This is a genomic window from Rhodococcus sp. IEGM 1307 (assembly GCF_030056915.1).
In the GTDB taxonomy this organism is placed as follows: domain Bacteria; phylum Actinomycetota; class Actinomycetes; order Mycobacteriales; family Mycobacteriaceae; genus Rhodococcus_F; species Rhodococcus_F opacus_D.
In genome coordinates, this window is sequence record NZ_JASHKW010000025.1 from 144,443 (window position 1) to 160,948 (window position 16,506).

A 16,506-nucleotide genomic window follows, 5' to 3' on the forward strand; every position below is an offset into this window, starting at 1 on the left:
CCGCAAGGGGAAGGTCAGAACTCTCCGGACTGCATTGGGGCACACGCACCGACTCCGAGACGAGTCATTCGGATGCGGTACCCGCGTCTCTGTCGGCCGTGGTGACCTCGGTGGTGGGATTTGACGGTTCTTCCTCTGGCGTAGGTTCACGACGATGCGGTGCTCGGCCTGCATCCCACAGCGGATGCAGGACTCTGCATCGATCGACAGGTTCGCCGGCTGCAAGTACCTTCAGTGAGCGGGTCGCCCAGTCCACTGCTGCGCACTGCACTCTCCGAACGCCGGCGAAGTGTTGTCGTTCAAATGTTGGGTCCCCGCGCACTATTTCAATCTTCCGACACTGACCACGGGGTGCTGCCAAACCACGTGGCGTAGTGCTCAGCAGGTTTCGGCCTGGACTAGTCTGCATGCCTCAGACACCGAGCGATCCCCCGGAAATGCGCACCCTGCGAGACCTCAAGACCGGAGCGTCTTTTCCAACCGGTCAAGATTGCTGCGAATTGCCTTGATAGCGTCGTGCGGGCCTTCGATGGCTCGTCCTCCACTGGGGTCGAGGAGGCCGGCTAACGCTGTGTCGGCGAACTGTGTGCAGATGGCATCGAGGCTGTCGTTACCGTCAGGGTTGAACCACCAAGAGACCCAGTTGACCATGCCGAGGATGCCGAGTGCGGCGACACGGGCGTCGACCGCACGGAAAGAGCCGTCAGCGACGCCGCGCTCGATCGCGGTGGCGAGCGAGCGAAGGACTGCACGGCGGCTCTCGGCGTACACGGCGGCGACGGGGTCGGGAAGATCGGCCTCGGAACGAATTATAAGGCGGAAGCGAACTGCGTGGTCCCCTTGGCGCCGCGCCAGTGACGCTACGATCTCGCGGAGTTTTGTGGAGGAGTCGAAGTCGGTGCGGCGGGTGATCGCATCGATCGTTGCGGCTGAGTCCTCGATGATTTCGGCGATCAGCCTGGCAAGAAGATCGTCTTTGCTGCTCACATAGTGGTACAGCGCCGGTCGGGTCAGTCCGACGGCGTCGGCGATGTCCTGAAACTTCGTGCCGGCAAATCCGCGTTCGGCGAACAGTCGGGTCGCATGACTGTAGATCTCCTGTTCTACCAGGCTGCGGCGGACGGTGGCGCCCCCGCGAGGGCCCGGTGCGGTCGAGTCAGGTTCTGTTGCGCTCATGGACACACGTTATCGAGTCGCGCTCGGGTCGACCGCCGCGTGCCGCAAACGTAGCGGGGTATCGGCTCGACGGGGTATCCAGATGATGAAGGCGGCTCCGATCGCTGCTGGAATCGCAAAGGCGTGGAACTGCCACGACGGGCTCAGGTCAGCAATCACCATGGCGCCATAGGTGGGGCCGAGGATGCCGCCGATTCTGCCGACGCCCAGCACGATGCCGAGTGCGGCGGCCCTCAGATCCGCGGGATAATAGCTGCCCACGTAGGCGTTTATCAAGATTTGGGTTCCGTTTGTGCCCAGGCCGGCGATCGCGACGAGGGCGACCATGACCAGAGTCGACGGTTTCGCAGCGAGAAGTGATAGCGAGCCGGCGGCGCCGAGAAAGGCTGCGACGATGACCGGCTTGAATCCGATCCGGTCGGCGATTGGGGAGGCAAGCAGAGTGCCTGCGGTAGCGCCGATATTGAGAACGAGTAGGAAGGCAAGCGAGGAGGAAACACCGTAACCAGCTTTGATCATGAGCGACGGAAGCCATGCGTTAGCGCCGAATAGCACCAACAGACAGAAGAAGACCGCCGCGCTGAACAACAGCGTCGAAATGAGGTGGCGAGACGTCACTAGGGCGCGGACGGTCTCGAGGCCGGCGCCCCGCGCGGCGGTGCGCGGCGTGATTACCGGAAGCGGGATGTCAAGACGCTCTGCGGTGCGTCGAGCTTCGTCGTGACGCCCGCGCACGGATAGATAGGTGAGGGACTCTGGCAGTCGAAGCCACAGCATCGGCACGATGATCAGGGCGGGAAGGGCACCGATGGCGAACATCAGGCGAAAACCATAGTTCGGGGCGATCCAGGTCCCGAGAAGGCTTGCGAGTATGCCGCCCAGGCCAACGCCCGCAAAGACGATGGCGGTGTTGAGTCCGCGGCGTGAAGCAGGCGAGTACTCGATGACCATGGCGACAGCGGTGGGCAGCAGGCTGCCGGCGCCGACACCGACGAGGAACCGGAAGGCTCCGAGCTGTCCGGGAGAACCGGCTGCGGCGGCTGCCAGCATTGCGATCGAGAACAGAAAGACGCTGCCGATGAGCACACGGCGGCGTCCGACGCGGTCGTTGAGGACCGCGGCGCCCAGGGCACCGAACAGCATGCCCAGCACTGCCAGTGAGCCGATGTGACCGGCGTCCTCAGGAGTGAGGGACCATGACGAATACGTCAGCAAGGACGGCACGACGGTGCCGTACATGATGATGTCGTAACCCTCGAGCATCAGGACCAGGAACGCGAGGACTAACACGATTCGCGGTGCACGATCGATGGTGGTCTCCGTGGAGGTGGGCATCCGGAACTCTTTCGCGTCGGGTGACTATTGGGGCACTAACGTAACTGAAAATTGACAGTTTCGTTCATATTTTGACACAGACGTGAGGGATGCAGGCACAAGCCGAGTGGCTACGACTACCAAGATTGACGTTTGTGTTGACATATTGTCACATACGTTTAAGGTGGCTGGAGTCGAAAGGATTCCTCACTTGAAGCACGTACGCGTGGGACTAGTGGTCCCCAGCTCTAACGTCACTGTCGAGACCGAGATGCCAGCGTTGCTGGCACGGCATGCTGAGGCGACGTTCTCCTTCCACGCCAGTCGTATGCGACTGGCGACGGTGTCGCCCGCGCATCTGGCTGCAATGAATGCACAGCGTGAACGCTGCATCTTGGAGCTCGGAGACGCCGATCCTGATGTGATCCTCTATGCCTGCCTCGTCGCTCTCATGGCGGCTGGACCGGGTGAACATCAGCGGGTCGAGAGCCTCGTTGCAGAGCAACTCGCGACGGGTGGCTCCGAGGCCAAAGTTCGCTCGAGCGCCGGCGCACTCGTGGAGGGCCTTCGCGCCCTGGGCGCCAGTCGCATCGCGCTAGTCACGCCGTACATGCGACCGCTGGCGGAGAAGGTTGTCGACTACCTCGAGGCGGAGGGTTTCGATGTCGCCGACTGGCGTGCGCTCGAGGTCGAGAACAATCTCGAGGTCGGCTGCATCCCCGGTGACCGCGTGATGGAGGCTGCTCGATCTCTCGATCTCGACGGAGTTGACGCGCTGGTTATTTCAGCTTGCGTCCAGATGCCTTCGCTCCCGTTGGTTCAGGCGGCCGAGGATGAGCTGGGACTGCCCGTCCTCTCTGCGGCCACGGCGGGAGCGTACAGCATTTTGCGCGCCGCGGGTCTTCCGATCGATATCCCAGATGCCGGCTCGCTTTTGCACGCCGACTCCTCTATCCATCCCTGAACTCCCCGACGGAAAGGAACTTCTCATGAGCCAGCTCGATGATCAGCATCTGGTTCGCGGCGTCGACCATGCCGCGTTCCCGACCTTCGACCCGGTCGGTACCGTCCACTTCTACCGCGACACGCTCGGGTTTCCCGTCGTTCACTCGATTTGCGCAGCTGGTTGGGGCTCTGACGACCATCCCGACTTCATTCACTTCTTCTTCGATATCGGAGGAGGAGACCGGGTGGCGTTCTTCTACTACTTCGGTCTCGAGCCACTCTCCGAGGGCTCCAAGGGTGACGTGTACGCGAGTTTCGGTGATGACACACCCGATTGGTTTGTCCGTTCGCGCCACCTTGCGCTCCATGTTGATTCCGAGGAGCACATGCTCGAATATCGCCGCCGCCTAGACGACAGCAAGTGGCCGGTCGAGATGCAGATCCAACACGAGACCATCGAGTCGATCTACACGCACGATCCCAACGGTTACATGGTCGAGATCACCCGCGCGCTGCGTCCGGTTACGCCTCAAGAGGACTTGGACGCCAACCTGACCATCAACGCACTCGTCGACATCGCGAACGAACCGGGTGCAGGGATGGACGCACTTTTGGTGCGGAAGGCGGAGCTGATTGTTCAACGCGCCGAAGAGTGGGAGCGCGAGCAGGCCGAGGTACCGGCCACTGCGCTCGAGGCGTCACCGAAGGGTCCGGTGCACGCATGAACGGGCGTCGGCGACTGTTCATACTCGATGTACCCGAGAACGAGGCGATCGCCAGCGTCGCCCGCGATTTACCGAACGTCGAGGTCAACAAAATTGGACCTTACTTCGTGGTCGAATCGGACGTACCGGTCTCGATCGACCGTCGGGCGACCGGAGTACGTCACGCGGTTTGGTACAGCTGCGTCGCAGGTCTCGCAGGCTGGCGTATTGTTCAGTGGGACAAGGACGCGCTGCGCGTCGGCGAGCGATGAGCAGGGCTGCCCAGGGCCTCGGGGCGGGACGATACGTCGACCCGATCGGCGCCCCCGAGGCCGTCACGACAACGGTTCACCAACTCACAACGACGGACGGCGCTTCGGTTGCGGGAGTTTTACGCGTTCCGCAAGGTGCCCGAGTCGTCGTGACCATCATGCACCCGCGTCAGGACGTCACTCATCACGCGCTTGTCCCATATCTCTTGACTGCCGGCCACGCTGTATGGACGCAGGGCTCTCGGTCCCCGAATAACGACTTGAGCCTGATCCACGAGCAAGCAATTCTCGACCTTGCCGCCGGCATGAGCTTCATACGCCGCCACGGTTTCGACACGATTCTGTCGCTTGGGCATTCCGGCGGCGCGACGCTCGCGGCGTTCTACTGTCAGCAGGCAGCACTCGCGCCGAGCAGCCGGTTGACCGCGACACCGTCGGGACGGCCTGTGCCACTGGCCGATGCGGAAATGCCGCTGCCCGATGGGGTGATGTTCTTGGCCCCTCATCCGGGGCAGGGCCAGCTACTCCAGCGCGTGATCGACCCCTCAGTCATCGATGAGTCCGACCCGCGATCGATCGACCCGGCGCTCGACCCCTTCGACCCGCGTAACGGCTTCCGTGATGCGCCGAACTCGAGCGACTATGCGCCTGAGTTCGTTGCGCGCTATCGCAAGGCTCAGGTTGCACGAATTCGGCGCATCGACGCCGCTGCCGCTGTGATAATAAAAGAGTCGCAGGCAGCCAACAGGGCCTTCAAAACAGATGGAAATCCCCGAAACCGCCGGGCCGCACTCGCCCCGCGACTGATCTTGGTGCACCGCACTGACGCTGACCTTCGCAATGTCGATCTGTCACTCGACCCGAACCGCCGGCCCTACGGGTCCCTGTTCGGTCGGCGACCTGATCTCACGAATTCAGGACTGGTCGGTTTCGGACGACTCTCAACCGCGGAGGCTTGGATGTCGACGTGGAGCGCCACAACTACCAACGCCGATTTCGCAGCATGCGCCCCGGGCGTGACAGTGCCGACACTGCTGCTGGAGTTCAGTGGCGACCAAGCATCTTTCCCCGCCGACATTGCACACTTTGCTAGCCTCCTCGGGGCGTCCGACCTCGAGATCGACCAGATCGACGGGACCCACTTCGGCGGACCAATCACCGAAGGTTCGCCGACAGGCAACGAACTCGCTGGCGCCCGTATACAACTGTGGGTGTCCGCGCGCTTCTGAAAACGACATCCCAGCAACGCGAGTGTCAAGCAGCAGTCTTCTCGGCGTGATGTGACCACGCGATCGTTTCGTCGTAGCGGGTACGGGTTCTGAGGCATCCGTGCAAGATGCCGACGAGCCGGTTGGCGAGCTGCCGCAGGACCGAGCCCGCGGTCGCGTAGTTTGTCGTAGTAGGCGCGGGCGCCGGGAGAAGCCTGCAGGGCCGAGTACGCCTGCGAGTTCAGCGCATCGACGAGCCGATCATTATGGACGCACCGCACTGCGACAACCTTCTTCTTGCCGGAGGCGCGGGTGATCGGACTGGTGGCGGCATAGTTCTTAGGCCTTCGCGGTGGCATACCGTTCAGGGTCGTCGCCGAACTCACCGAGGACCCTGGCGCCGAGCAGCAGTCCCATCCCCAGCTGGGACAGAACGGTCTCAGCGTCCGGGTGCCGGCCAAGAGTGCAACGACCTGCACACTTGATCTCGGTGTTCAGCGTTGTCAGAATCGCACGGCGGAGTGGGTGGTGGCCGCGTAGGCGGCGGTGATCGCCGCCGCCCGGCCCAGCTGCTCACCTCGCAGGGCTACCTGGATCCGATCGGTCTTGGGCTCGATGTCGCGGCGGCGGGCGTTCCGTAGCGCCGCGGTGATCTGACCGCGTGTCAGTCGCGCCGCCGAGGCCGGGTCGGGCGCCTGCCCAGCAGCTCGAGGGCATCGAGGTCGGGTCGGGCGCCTTGCCGAGCAGTTCGGGGGCATCGACGGCGTCGAGGTCGTCGAACGCTTCCAACGCGGCCGGGAAGTACTCGCCGATCGCCACCTCGGCCTCATCAGCCTCGTCGCCGAGCTGCCCCCGATTAGCGCATGCAACCGTGCGATCCCGACCACTCCTTACGGAAGCCGCGCCTTGCTCAGCTTGCGCCCAGCGGATCCATCAGCTCGACCTCGTGATGGTCCTGAGCCCACTCGTCTCCGACAATCAGCGATGGGAAGTTGCCTGCCCTGCAGGTGCGGCAGCACTCCGCGCCAGATGGTGGTCACCGCGGCCGCGAAGGTGACCCGGGCCGTTTCAATCGTCTCGGCGAGTTGCGCGGGTCGCATCGCCCCCCGGCAGGGCCCGGCGAGCTCCCGACATCATGGCCGGATAACTGCTCGCCCTGGACGAACATCATCAACGCCGACAGGATTCCCCAGGTGATGGTGATCCGGGCGATCCATTTGCGCGGTTCGACCCGGTACATGATCAGGTTGCTCGGAATTTCGAGGAAGGCGTAGCTGATGAAGAAGATGCCGGCGCCGAGACCGAATGCGGCGGCACAGATGGGTCTTGGCCAGAGCGTCGTTTGGTGCAGTCGATGTAGGCCATAAAGTACGCCGCGCACATCACCGACAGCAGCCGCAGCACCGCCTTGCGGGTGGCGCGCTTGTGCACCTCGTCGGCTGCTGCGAGCACAGAATCGATGCTCATGTGATTTCCTTCGGGTTGTTGCAAAGAGATTTGGGGTGGATCGGAGCGATCGGCTCGGTGCAGTGTCGGGGTCGCGGGGAATCAGTGCACTTCGAACAGGCCGGCGGCGCCCATGCCGCCGCCGATGCACATCGTCACCACGACGTAGCGGGACCCGCGGCGGCGTCCTTCGAGGAGTGCGTGTCCGACCATGCGTGCGCCCGACATTCCGTAGGGGTGGCCGATGGAGATCGCTCCGCCGTTGACATTGACCTTCTCGGGGTCGAGACCGAGGAGGTCGCGGCAGTACAGGGCCTGAGACGCGAACGCCTCGTTCAATTCCCACAGGTCGATGTCGTCGACCGAAAGACCGTGTTGGGTCAGAAGTTTCGGGATCGCGAAGATTGGTCCGATGCCCATCTCCTCCGGTGAGCAGCCGGCGACCGCGATGCCTCGGTACGTTCCGAGCGGTGCGAGAGAGCGGCGCGATGCTTCGGCCGCGTCCATCAGCACCACGGCGGCGGCACCGTCGGACAGCTGCGAGGCATTTCCGGCAGTGATCGAGGACTGCGCAGAGACCGTGCCGTCGGGAAGGACGGGGCGCAGCGCCGACAGTCCCTCGATCGTGGTCGACGGGCGATTGCCTTCGTCCGCGTCGAGCACGAAGTCCACCGATCGCGGTTCACCGGTTTCGGTGTCCACGACGATTCGGGTTCCGGCGAAGGGAACGATCTCCTCGTGAAAGAGGCCGTGGTCCTGCGCGGCGGCGGTGCGCTGTTGTGAGAGCAGCGCGAAACGGTCCTGGGCTTCCCGGCTGATGCGGTAACGGTCGGCGACGATCTCGGCGGTCTCGAGCATGGGCATGTAGGTGGCGGGGAGTTTCTGGGTCAGCCAATCGTCGGCTTCCCGGTGCCGGTTCTTGTGCTCGTTCTGGACCAGGGAAATCGATTCGACCCCGCCGCCGATGGTGACCGTCATGCCGTCGACGATGATCTGCTTGGCTGCGGTGGCGATTGCCATCAGGCCGGACGAGCATTGCCGGTCGATGGTCATTCCGGGCACCGTGACCGAAAGGTCCGCGCGCAGCGCGGCCTGGCGCGCCACGTTGAACCCGGTGGCACCTTCGGGCATTGCGCAGCCGAGGATGACATCTTCGACCTCGGCCCCGTCGAGAACGGCCCTGGCCAATGCCCCGGTGATCGCGTGCGCGGCCAGGTGTGGTCCGGATGTGTCGTTGAATGCCCCTCGGAACGCTTTGCCGATCGGCGTGCGCGCGGTGGAGACGATGACTGCTTCCCTCATCGGCCCACTCCCGAGCTCAGGTCCGCGCCGGCGGCGATGGCGACGTAGCGGCCGGTCTGCTCGAACGCGGATTCGGTGATCACCGAGGAGGACATGTCGCTGATCTCGGACCACCGTTCGGCGATCACCTCCGGGGAGCGGACATCCTCGGGCAGGTACACCCCGGCCGACTCCTCCATCCGGGCCACGGCGAAGACGCCGGCACCGGCAGCGAGGATTGTCTTGGTCGGGGCGTCCTCGGAGACCAGGTACAGCGCCCCGGGAGAGATCGATTCCGGAGTCAGCGCTGCCAGTGCTTCGTCGTCGATGAGGTCCTCGGTCATCCGGGTGGCGGCCGTCGGAGCGAGGGCGTTGACCCGAATGCCTTTGCGGGCACCCTCGATCGAGAGGACGTTCATCAGCCCGACCACTCCGGACTTGGCGGCGCCGTAGTTGGACTGGCCGAAGTTGCCGTAGATGCCCGAGGCGGACGTCGTCATCAGGATGCGGCCGTATCCCTGCTCGACCATGTGCGGCCAAACCGCCTTGGTGCAGTGCACCGAGCCCATCAGGTGCACGTCGAGGACCTTCCGGAAGTCGTCGAGGTCTACCTTGGCGAACGACTTGTCGCGCAGGATGCCGGCATTGTTGATCAAGATGTCGACCCGCCCCCACCGTGCGATCGCCTGGCGCACCATGTCCTCGACCTCGGCGACGTCGGTGACATCGCAACGATGCGCGAACGCCTTCCCGCCACGCTGCTCGATCTCGGTGACCACTCGCGCTGCCGGACCGTCGTCCACACCGCCACCGGTGACCGACCCTCCCATGTCGTTGACCACGACCTTCGCGCCGCGTTCGGCGAGCGCGAGGGCATGCGCACGGCCGAGACCGCCACCCGCGCCCGTCACGATGGCGACCTTGCCGGAAAAGTTGATGTGCATACGGAAATAGCCTTCCACCAGGGATACTACCGAGTATTATCGAGGGTCATAATAGCTGTCAATCGTGCGCGACACCGCGATGCCGAGAACGAGGTGCGCCACCCGGGGAAACTCCGTGGTGCCTCGCCGGGAGCGGTGTCCTGATGATCGCGCCACCCGAACGAAGTTGGAGAGAACTGTGAGCGCGAGCGCCGAACTGGAACCGGACGTCAAGGGGCGGATTCTCGATGCCGCGGCGGACGCCTTCATGCTCCGTGGGTTCGCGAACACCACCATCGATGACATCGCAGACGATGTCGGTGCCACGAAGGGCCTGATCTACTACCACTTCCGGTCGAAGTTCGACATCTTCCTCGCGGTGTACGAGGACGGCATGCGCCGGGTACGGGAGCGGGTCGAACCGTACGTGGGCGCACCCGGGACCGGACGCCAGCGACTCGTGGCGATGTCGATCGCTCACGTGGAGAACCTGATGATCGATCTCGGATACCACCACGTGGTCCACCAAGGAGTACGCGATCAGGCATCAACCGCGCTGAAGGTCCGACAGCGTGACGCGCTGGCCGCCCTCAACGAACTCAGACGTGACTACGAAGGCATGTTCCACCACGTCATCACCGAGGGAATCGCGGACGGCTCCCTACGCAACGTCGACGATGCACTCGCCACCCGAACCCTGCTGAGCAACCTCAATGCCGTCGACGTCTGGTACCGAAAGATCGAGGGACAGACCGAAGAGGACGTCCACAACCTGGCCAGTCAAGTAGTGGACATCCTGATCGGCGGAATTGCCGCAACACCAGTGGAAAACTGATCTCACGGATCCAATTCGACGCTAGTCATTCCTCCAAAGACTCCAGGAATAATTCCATAGACGGAGTTCAACCTACGGCGCGCCAACTAGCCCGTGAAGGTTTGCCCTGTTGTGACCCGACACGCCGGCAGTTTGCCGGGACTGCGGGATGGGGTTCCCCGTGGTTTGAGACCTCCCCTGCAGGGCGGCCCCGGAGGGCCCACCTCCATCACCAGCACGACACCGCAACTTTCGGCCCGATCCTCTACATCGCAACCTCCAGGTGCGTTCGTGGCGCACGTTTTTCGTCATACTCGTCCATAGGGGCCTCCTACGCTGTGATGGAAACTTGAGACCCAGCATTCGCCGGGAACCACCTGGAGCGGGAGGCCCCGCCCCTACATCAAGGGTGTCCACTCCAAGGGGGCAGCCTCACCCCGCGCGGCGACCCGGAACTGGCCGACGCCGACCTCAGCCCGCACATCCTGCGCCACAGCAAGGCCATGCTACCTCTACGAGGCCGGCGTCCCGCTGCCCTACATCCGCGACATCCTCGGACACGTCGACCTGGCCACCACCGAAATCTACGCACGCGCCTCCACCGAGGCCAAACGCAAAGCCCTCGAAGCCACCTACACCGAAATCGTCACCGACGAGCTACCCGAATGGAACCACGACACCGGACTCCCGTTGGCAATGAACACTTCCGAAGTAATCACTCGGCTTTTGTCGGATTCCGTTATACAGCAACCTAACCCGTGACCCAGCGCACAGCGCGTGGGTGAACGGCATCGGCCGTCAGGGAATCCTGACGACCGTCCTCGGGCTTGCCGTCAGGGCAGGAGATCAGGCCTGGGGCAATACGACGAGTCTTGATATGCAGGGTTGCCAGTAGCGTTGGATCGGCCTGTTCAGTTGTTCGATCCTTCGTTGGACTCGTGACCGAATGGAGGAGCGACACATAGAAATCTCCCAGTGCCCAAATACCCTGAGGTGGCCGCGAACGTGGCGAGCAATCTGTTGCCCGTCGGTCTCATCGACGCCCAAGACGTGAGCAATGCGGTCCTCCTCCTGGCGTCCGACGCCAGCCGGTACATCACCGGCTTGCAGATGACAGTCGACGCGGGCTTCACCTCCAAAGTTTAGTCAACTCTCGACGGTAGAGATGCAGGAGTAGAAGGCGTCTCCACCGTCGCCGTCACGGATCCGGTTCCGGTGGTGCCCGAGTCAGTTCCCCTGCCTCGATGCAGTTCGAACTCAAGGTGCGAACTGACTGAGGTCTACTGCACAAGGCGTTCGGAATCAAGCCGGGCTGATGACGACAATCCACGCCGACAACAAACCAGCGTCGCTACGACGCCCCGCACGGCGACATCCGTCGGACCGTGCCGCTCTGTTCACGTTTCGAACCGCCTTGTGGAGGACTCGCAGCGCATGGGCTCGCGGACACCGCCCGACCGCTCATCGGTGACGTCGTCATTGCAAGGTGCACGAACTGCAAGGCTGTGAACGATCGGGCTTGTAGATGTGGGCCGTCGTTCTTCGTAACTGGACCGGCAGTGCCATTCGTTGCTGTGTCTGGTCCTGCCTCGCCATGAATCTTCCGAGCACATTACCTATCCGCGCGGTCGGCGCGGTGAGCGTCGGCGCGGTCCTGTCTCGTCCGCTCCGCCTGGGCGAGTCTTTCTGCGCGCCTGTCGTCGATGTGGATGGCGATGCGGGCTTGAATGCACTGGCTCGGAGTGTTGAGGTCGGTGACCGTACCCTCGTCCGCCACCACCGAGCAGTACGCACCGCGTTCGGCGCCGGGATGTATCACGGTGTCGGCACCCGCGGCCGCGACGCTGCCAAATCCGGCGACAGCGATCGTGGAGCCCAGAATGGAGGTTCGAATGATGTTGCGATGCATGCTATTTTCCGATCTTCGGGACATGATAAAGCGGGTGGGATTTTTCAGTCGTCGGTGACGCTGATGGTGACGTCGATGTTGCCGCGGGTCGCGTTGGAGTAGGGGCAGACCTGGTGGGCCTTGTCCACGAGGGACTGAGCCTCGCCGCGGCCGAGGTTCGGCAGGGTCACATCGAGGGTGACTTCGAGCCCGAAGCCGCCGGCGTCGTTGGGGCCGATTCCGACGCGTGCGCCGACGGCGGAGTCGGTGATGTCGGCCTTGTCGGCACGCGCGACCATCTGCAGGGCGGAGTGGAAGCAGGCTGCGTAGCCGGCGGCGAAGAGCTGTTCTGGGTTGGTGCCGTCGCCGCTGCCGCCCATTGCTTCTGGGATGGCGAGGTCGAGATCGAGGCGGCCGTCGGAGGTGCGGGAGTGGCCGCTGCGGCCGTCTCCGGTGGCGAGCGCTTCAGCGGTGTAGAGAGCGTTCATGAGAGTCCTACTTTCCTGGTTGTGAAATGTTGTGTGAAGTGAAAATCTTTTGCTGCCCCGAACGGTCCTCGGCTGGTTTAGATGTCGAGTCCGAGGAGGGCGTTTTCGACGACTTCAGGTAGTCCGGGGTGGATCCAGTACTGTCCGCGGGCCATGTCGGTGGCGTTGGTACCCAGGCTCATTGCTTGAATGAGTGGTTGGATGAGGGTGGGGGCTTGTTCGCCGATGATGTGTGCGCCGAGGAGTTTTCCGGTTCTTCTTTGGGCGATGATTTTGCAGAATCCTTCGCGGTCTTCCATGGCCCAGCCGTAGGCGACGTCGCTGTAGTTCTGTATTTTGACCGCGATGTCGAGGCCGGCGTCGCGGGCTTGCGTTTCGGTCATGCCTACCTGCGCGATTTGTGGGTGGGTGAAGACGGCGGCGGGCACGAAACGGTGGTCGAAGGCCTGCAGCGTCGCGGGGTTATTCCACGCGTGGGTGAGCAGGTTCTCTCGGATCACACGGGCTTCGTGGTTGGCGACGTGTTTGAGCTGGAACTTGGAGGACACGTCGCCGAGTGCGTAGACACCTTCGGCGGTGGTGCGTCCGAATTCGTCGACGACGATCCGGCCGTGGTGGTCGAGCTCGATTCCGCCGGCCTGTGCGCCGATGCGGTCACCGTTGGGGGTGCGGCCGACAGCGACGAGCAGTGCATCGCCCAGTACGCGGGTTCCGTCTGGTAGTGCCAGGCCGTCCTGTCCGTCTTCCGATATCGCGATCGGGGCGTCGGTATTGAGGCGTACATCCCAGTTCTTCTGTGCCAGTGCGGTGAACCTGTCGGAGATGTCGGTGTCGAGGTTTCGCAGGAGGCCGTCCTTGCGGGCGACGATGGACACCTTCGTTCCCAGTGCGGAGAACACGTGGGCGAATTCGGCTGCGATATAGCCGGATCCGAGAATGACGAGATGGCGGGGTTGTGCCGGCAGGCGCATGATGTCGTCGTTGGTGTGGAACGGGACGCCGCTGCCCAAGACCTGCTGGGGTATCACCGGTCGGGACCCGGCGGCCACAACGATCTGGTCGGCGGTGACGATCTCGCCGGTGCCGGTGGCGATGGTTTTCAGGCCTACGAAGCTTGCGTGACCAGAGAACAGTGTGACGTTGCCGCTGCCGGTTTCCCGGTAGTTCCTCCCGCCGACCGAGAGTGGGTCGAGCCGGTCGAAGACTCGGCCGACGATGTCTGTCCACCGCACGGTCGGGGTGGTGGTGTCGATGCCGTAGCGGGCCGAGTCACGGATGGTCTGTGCGACCTCGGCAGCGTAGACGAACATCTTGGTGGGGATGCAGCCGACGTTGAGGCATGTGCCTCCGAACTGCGCGCCCTCCTCGAACAGTGCCACTGACATGCCGGCGAATCGCTCGTCGGGGATCGAATTGCCGGATCCCGAACCGATGATCGCGACATCGAAGTGCTTGTCGCCACTCATGACAACGTGCCGGTCTTGCCTAGGAGCATGCTCACTCGGATGGCCGAGACGAGGAAGAAGAGTCCGCCGAGGACGGCGTAGCCGCCGATGCTGGCGATGTTGTCGGCGCCCTGCAGTGCCTGTGCCAGGAACGACAGGCCGGCCAAGACCGAGATGCCACCGCTGAGCATTTGCGGGATCTGACCGCCGGCGTGGCGGCGTTGCACGGCGGTGACGAGCTGGGTGATTCCCGATATGGCCGCCCACGCTCCCCATACTCCGAGGGCTGCGGCGATGGACATCGTCGAGGCGACCCCCACTGCGATGGCGACGATGACGCTGACGGCCACGTTGATCGTCTCGGTCACCCGCGGCGCCGACGCCCGGCCCTCGGAACGAAGCTGCCAGTACACGGCTCCGGCGTCGACGAACGGGTAGATCACCAGCAGGATCGTCAGCAGCGGCCCGAGGTGGGGCTTGGAGGTGATCAGGATCAGAGCCCATGCCAGGGCGAAGGCGAAGCGGAGGAAGTAGATGCCGCGCAGCGAGGCGAGGAGCTGTGCCGGCGAACGCGTGATGGAGGTGGTCATCGTGAGTCTTCTTTCGTCGAGAGTGTGAAGGGTCGGTGGCTCGATGCTCAGGTAGAGTTACTAGTACGTCTACTTGACGGAACTATAAGTTGATAGCAGCGAAAGCGCAACCAGCTCGACATTCAGGAGACCCGATGCCCGCCGACACCACGGACCAGGCGCCACGCACCTCGGCGCCGTCCACAAGAGACAAAATCCTCACCACTGCAGGTGAGCTGTTCTACGCCTACGGAATTCGGGCAACGAGCGCCGACCGCATAATCGAGCAGGTCGGCATCACAAAGGTGACCTTCTATCGCCATTTCCGCACCAAGAGCGATCTCGTGGTCGCCTACCTGAAGCAGAAGGCAGCCGGCGAACGCGCATGGATAGAATACGTGCACCGCCAGGGCGATCCAGTGGGATCGTTGCGCACACTCGCCACCGACATCGGGGCCGCGAGTTGCAGCCCCGGCTTCCGGGGCTGTGCGTTCATCAACGCTGCCGCGGAGTTCTCCGACCCCGACGACCCGGTCCGCATCGTCGTCGACGAACACCGCCGGTGGATGCTCGGCACATTCGCCGACATTGCCGCCGAAGCCGAGATGAGCGAGATCGATTCCACGGCAAGGCAGTTGATGCTTCTGCGGGACGGGGCGATGGTGAACGGCTACCTCGGCACACCCTCCACCGTCGCCGAATCACTCGGCGCGGCATTCGCCGCCATCATCACCACCCAGCGGTAAAGTTAGTCACACCCCCACCGACCCACCGCGCCGACCGGTCGATCGGGTAGTTCGTGTTCTCGAATGGTGACGGATCTCGTGAAGCCAGCGAAGACAAGCGGGCAGTCACAGCTAACGGAGTCCTACGCCACACCGAGCCTGCGTTTCCGAGCTTAGCGGCAAGCCGACGCTGAACTGTGGGCATGACCGTATGCGGGCCCACCCCGACACTGCTCGATGCACACGACCGGTCTACCTGCCCCCGGATCCGGCCTCGCGCACCACGTACCTGCCCGGGGAGATCGCCCAGTGCGATTTCTGGTTCCCGCCGATCACCCTGCCGGTCGATCACGGGCAATCGCGGACGCCGACAAAGCTCCCGGTCTTGACGATGACCTGTGGTTCTTCGCGTTGCTGCAACGCAATGTCCTCGACCGTCGCCGCTGGAGCAGCCGTGAGGAACTACGGTTGGCGATCGTCGGGTGGATCGAGACGACCTACCACCGGCGGCGCCGGCAACGCGGTCTCGGTCGACTGACACCCGTCGAATATGAGACGCTCCATCAGACTGCACACGCGGCCTGAAACTACACACCCCGTGTGTCAACCAGGGTGGGGGCAGTCCCAAACTGGCGTAGAGCCCGAATCAGCCCATGGCATGCTCGCAGACGGAGTTCGGCTCGCTAAACGCGCAGCGGCCAACGATTCAGCACTTTGTGGGTCTCTACACCTAGCCTAAGTGATTGCCGATGATCCAAGTCGTCAAGGACATCTACGTCGGCACGTAACTCGGGCACTCGCAGGTCAAGTGCGGCGAGTCCTGCATCGCTGTGCGCCCGGGCTGAGTTTGGACCGAAACGGTGCACCATCATGTCCGCCGACGTCGCTGTCACACACGTTGTGCCCTCACCGGCAGAGTCAATCAAAAAGGCCCGCTTGTGTTCGTGCGCAGCGAGGAACAACGCATCGAAAGCACCTGAAGTCGCATAGGGCAAATCGGGGAGGACAACCGCCACAGGCCCCATATGGCGCACTTTTTGCAACTGCGCAACACCGAGATCTATCGCCGCCGCGAGACCGGTTTCGCCATCCGCCACGATCTCACATCGCCTCCGAACACATCGACGAATAGTTTCATCGCCCGACACCACAACGATCCGATCCACCGCTGCACTACCTTCGAGCGCGGCGATCGTGTCAAGGAAGAAAGCAAGCGCGATTTGTGAGCGCAGTGCATCCGAATCCGTAAGAAGGCGGCTCTTAGCCGTGTTCAGGGATCTGATAGGCACTACGACCGCGTAGCGATCG

16 protein-coding genes and 4 pseudogenes are annotated in these 16,506 nt (G+C 63.3%); 10 read left to right on the forward strand and 10 right to left on the reverse strand.

Annotation, left to right across the window (positions count from 1 at the left end):
* Window positions 1–456 precede the first annotated feature (456 nt).
* Window positions 457–1,176 (reverse strand): TetR/AcrR family transcriptional regulator, encoded by a 720-nt coding sequence (locus tag QM841_RS36055; protein ID WP_283335670.1) that lies wholly within the window; start codon window positions 1,174–1,176, stop codon window positions 457–459.
* A gap of 9 nt (window positions 1,177–1,185) precedes the next feature.
* Entirely contained in the window at window positions 1,186–2,511 is a 1,326-nt protein-coding gene (locus tag QM841_RS36060) for an MFS transporter (protein WP_283335671.1), read from the reverse strand.
* A 190-nt stretch (window positions 2,512–2,701) separates the two neighbouring features.
* Between QM841_RS36060 and QM841_RS36065 the strand changes: the two genes are divergently transcribed.
* The 5 genes from QM841_RS36065 to QM841_RS36085 all read left to right on the forward strand — a co-directional run bounded on the left by QM841_RS36065 (window position 2,702) and on the right by QM841_RS36085 (window position 6,260).
* Window positions 2,702–3,454 carry a maleate cis-trans isomerase family protein gene (locus tag QM841_RS36065; protein WP_283335673.1) on the forward strand — a complete coding sequence of 251 codons (753 nt, stop codon included), beginning with the start codon at window positions 2,702–2,704 and terminating at the stop codon, window positions 3,452–3,454.
* A 25-nt stretch (window positions 3,455–3,479) separates the two neighbouring features.
* On the forward strand, window positions 3,480–4,160 hold the full coding sequence (locus tag QM841_RS36070; protein ID WP_283335675.1) for a VOC family protein: 681 nt from the start codon (window positions 3,480–3,482) through the stop codon (window positions 4,158–4,160).
* Window positions 4,157–4,411: a hypothetical protein gene (locus QM841_RS36075; RefSeq protein WP_105417745.1), complete on the forward strand. Its 255-nt coding sequence runs from the start codon at window positions 4,157–4,159 to the stop codon at window positions 4,409–4,411. Before QM841_RS36070 ends, QM841_RS36075 begins: the two co-directional genes overlap by 4 nt.
* Window positions 4,408–5,640, forward strand: a complete 1,233-nt coding sequence (locus QM841_RS36080) for an alpha/beta hydrolase (protein ID WP_105417747.1) — start codon at window positions 4,408–4,410, stop codon at window positions 5,638–5,640. The genes QM841_RS36075 and QM841_RS36080 overlap by 4 nt, the downstream gene beginning before the upstream one ends.
* A 479-nt stretch (window positions 5,641–6,119) precedes the next feature.
* Entirely contained in the window at window positions 6,120–6,260 is a 141-nt protein-coding gene (locus QM841_RS36085; protein WP_283335678.1) for a hypothetical protein, read from the forward strand.
* A gap of 509 nt (window positions 6,261–6,769) precedes the next feature.
* Here the strand turns inward: QM841_RS36085 and QM841_RS36090 are convergent.
* The 3 genes and pseudogenes from QM841_RS36090 to QM841_RS36100 all read right to left on the reverse strand — a co-directional run.
* Window positions 6,770–7,086 (reverse strand): annotated as a pseudogene (locus QM841_RS36090) (MFS transporter); the annotation flags it as partial.
* Window positions 7,087–7,167: 81 nt separating this feature from the next.
* Window positions 7,168–8,367, reverse strand: coding sequence for an acetyl-CoA C-acyltransferase (locus tag QM841_RS36095; protein ID WP_105417749.1), 1,200 nt, complete (start codon window positions 8,365–8,367; stop codon window positions 7,168–7,170).
* Window positions 8,364–9,290 (reverse strand): SDR family NAD(P)-dependent oxidoreductase, encoded by a 927-nt coding sequence (locus QM841_RS36100; protein WP_105417751.1) that lies wholly within the window; start codon window positions 9,288–9,290, stop codon window positions 8,364–8,366. Before QM841_RS36100 ends, QM841_RS36095 begins: the two co-directional genes overlap by 4 nt.
* A 178-nt stretch (window positions 9,291–9,468) precedes the next feature.
* Here QM841_RS36100 and QM841_RS36105 point away from each other — a divergent pair, with 178 nt between their 5' ends.
* Window positions 9,469–10,104 (forward strand): TetR family transcriptional regulator, encoded by a 636-nt coding sequence (locus QM841_RS36105; protein ID WP_241962025.1) that lies wholly within the window; start codon window positions 9,469–9,471, stop codon window positions 10,102–10,104.
* A 966-nt stretch (window positions 10,105–11,070) separates the two neighbouring features.
* Window positions 11,071–11,229, forward strand: a pseudogene (locus tag QM841_RS36110) (SDR family oxidoreductase); the annotation flags it as partial.
* Between the two features lie 466 nt (window positions 11,230–11,695).
* On the opposite strand, the gene QM841_RS36115 reads toward QM841_RS36110, so the two are convergent.
* The 4 genes from QM841_RS36115 to QM841_RS36130 all read right to left on the reverse strand — a co-directional run bounded on the left by QM841_RS36115 (window position 11,696) and on the right by QM841_RS36130 (window position 14,494).
* Window positions 11,696–11,992: a hypothetical protein gene (locus tag QM841_RS36115; RefSeq protein ID WP_283335682.1), complete on the reverse strand. Its 297-nt coding sequence runs from the start codon at window positions 11,990–11,992 to the stop codon at window positions 11,696–11,698.
* Between the two features lie 44 nt (window positions 11,993–12,036).
* Complete coding sequence (locus tag QM841_RS36120; RefSeq protein WP_105417757.1) at window positions 12,037–12,459, reverse strand: organic hydroperoxide resistance protein; 423 nt, start codon at window positions 12,457–12,459, stop codon at window positions 12,037–12,039.
* A 77-nt stretch (window positions 12,460–12,536) separates the two neighbouring features.
* On the reverse strand, window positions 12,537–13,925 hold the full coding sequence (mtr, locus tag QM841_RS36125) for a mycothione reductase (RefSeq protein WP_105417759.1): 1,389 nt from the start codon (window positions 13,923–13,925) through the stop codon (window positions 12,537–12,539).
* Window positions 13,922–14,494: a DUF308 domain-containing protein gene (locus QM841_RS36130; protein WP_283335684.1), complete on the reverse strand. Its 573-nt coding sequence runs from the start codon at window positions 14,492–14,494 to the stop codon at window positions 13,922–13,924. The genes mtr and QM841_RS36130 overlap by 4 nt, the downstream gene beginning before the upstream one ends.
* Before the next feature lie 134 nt (window positions 14,495–14,628).
* On the opposite strand from QM841_RS36130, the gene QM841_RS36135 reads away from it, so the two are divergent.
* The 3 genes and pseudogenes from QM841_RS36135 to QM841_RS36145 all read left to right on the forward strand — a co-directional run.
* On the forward strand, window positions 14,629–15,219 hold the full coding sequence (locus QM841_RS36135) for a TetR/AcrR family transcriptional regulator (RefSeq protein ID WP_105417763.1): 591 nt from the start codon (window positions 14,629–14,631) through the stop codon (window positions 15,217–15,219).
* 223 nt (window positions 15,220–15,442) lie between these two features.
* Window positions 15,443–15,625, forward strand: a pseudogene (locus tag QM841_RS36140) (IS21 family transposase); the annotation flags it as partial.
* Window positions 15,601–15,783 (forward strand): annotated as a pseudogene (locus QM841_RS36145) (IS3 family transposase); the annotation flags it as partial. The pseudogenes QM841_RS36140 and QM841_RS36145, both read left to right, overlap by 25 nt.
* Window positions 15,784–15,881: 98 nt before the next feature.
* On the opposite strand, the gene cofC reads toward QM841_RS36145, so the two are convergent.
* Window positions 15,882–16,506: 2-phospho-L-lactate guanylyltransferase (cofC, locus tag QM841_RS36150; protein ID WP_283335685.1), on the reverse strand; the 625-nt coding region annotated here is incomplete at its 5' end.

Coding starts and splice junctions, on each gene's coding strand:
- QM841_RS36055 (WP_283335670.1), bottom strand. CDS start 1,176: ATGAGCGCAACAGAACCTGACTCGACCGCACCGGGCCCTCGCGGGGGC.
- QM841_RS36060 (WP_283335671.1), bottom strand. CDS start 2,511: ATGCCCACCTCCACGGAGACCACCATCGATCGTGCACCGCGAATCGTG.
- QM841_RS36070 (WP_283335675.1), top strand. CDS start 3,480: ATGAGCCAGCTCGATGATCAGCATCTGGTTCGCGGCGTCGACCATGCC.
- QM841_RS36075 (WP_105417745.1), top strand. CDS start 4,157: ATGAACGGGCGTCGGCGACTGTTCATACTCGATGTACCCGAGAACGAG.
- QM841_RS36080 (WP_105417747.1), top strand. CDS start 4,408: ATGAGCAGGGCTGCCCAGGGCCTCGGGGCGGGACGATACGTCGACCCG.
- QM841_RS36095 (WP_105417749.1), bottom strand. CDS start 8,367: ATGAGGGAAGCAGTCATCGTCTCCACCGCGCGCACGCCGATCGGCAAA.
- QM841_RS36100 (WP_105417751.1), bottom strand. CDS start 9,290: ATGCACATCAACTTTTCCGGCAAGGTCGCCATCGTGACGGGCGCGGGT.
- QM841_RS36115 (WP_283335682.1), bottom strand. CDS start 11,992: ATGCATCGCAACATCATTCGAACCTCCATTCTGGGCTCCACGATCGCT.
- QM841_RS36120 (WP_105417757.1), bottom strand. CDS start 12,459: ATGAACGCTCTCTACACCGCTGAAGCGCTCGCCACCGGAGACGGCCGC.
- mtr (WP_105417759.1), bottom strand. CDS start 13,925: ATGAGTGGCGACAAGCACTTCGATGTCGCGATCATCGGTTCGGGATCC.
- QM841_RS36130 (WP_283335684.1), bottom strand. CDS start 14,494: ATGACCACCTCCATCACGCGTTCGCCGGCACAGCTCCTCGCCTCGCTG.
- QM841_RS36135 (WP_105417763.1), top strand. CDS start 14,629: ATGCCCGCCGACACCACGGACCAGGCGCCACGCACCTCGGCGCCGTCC.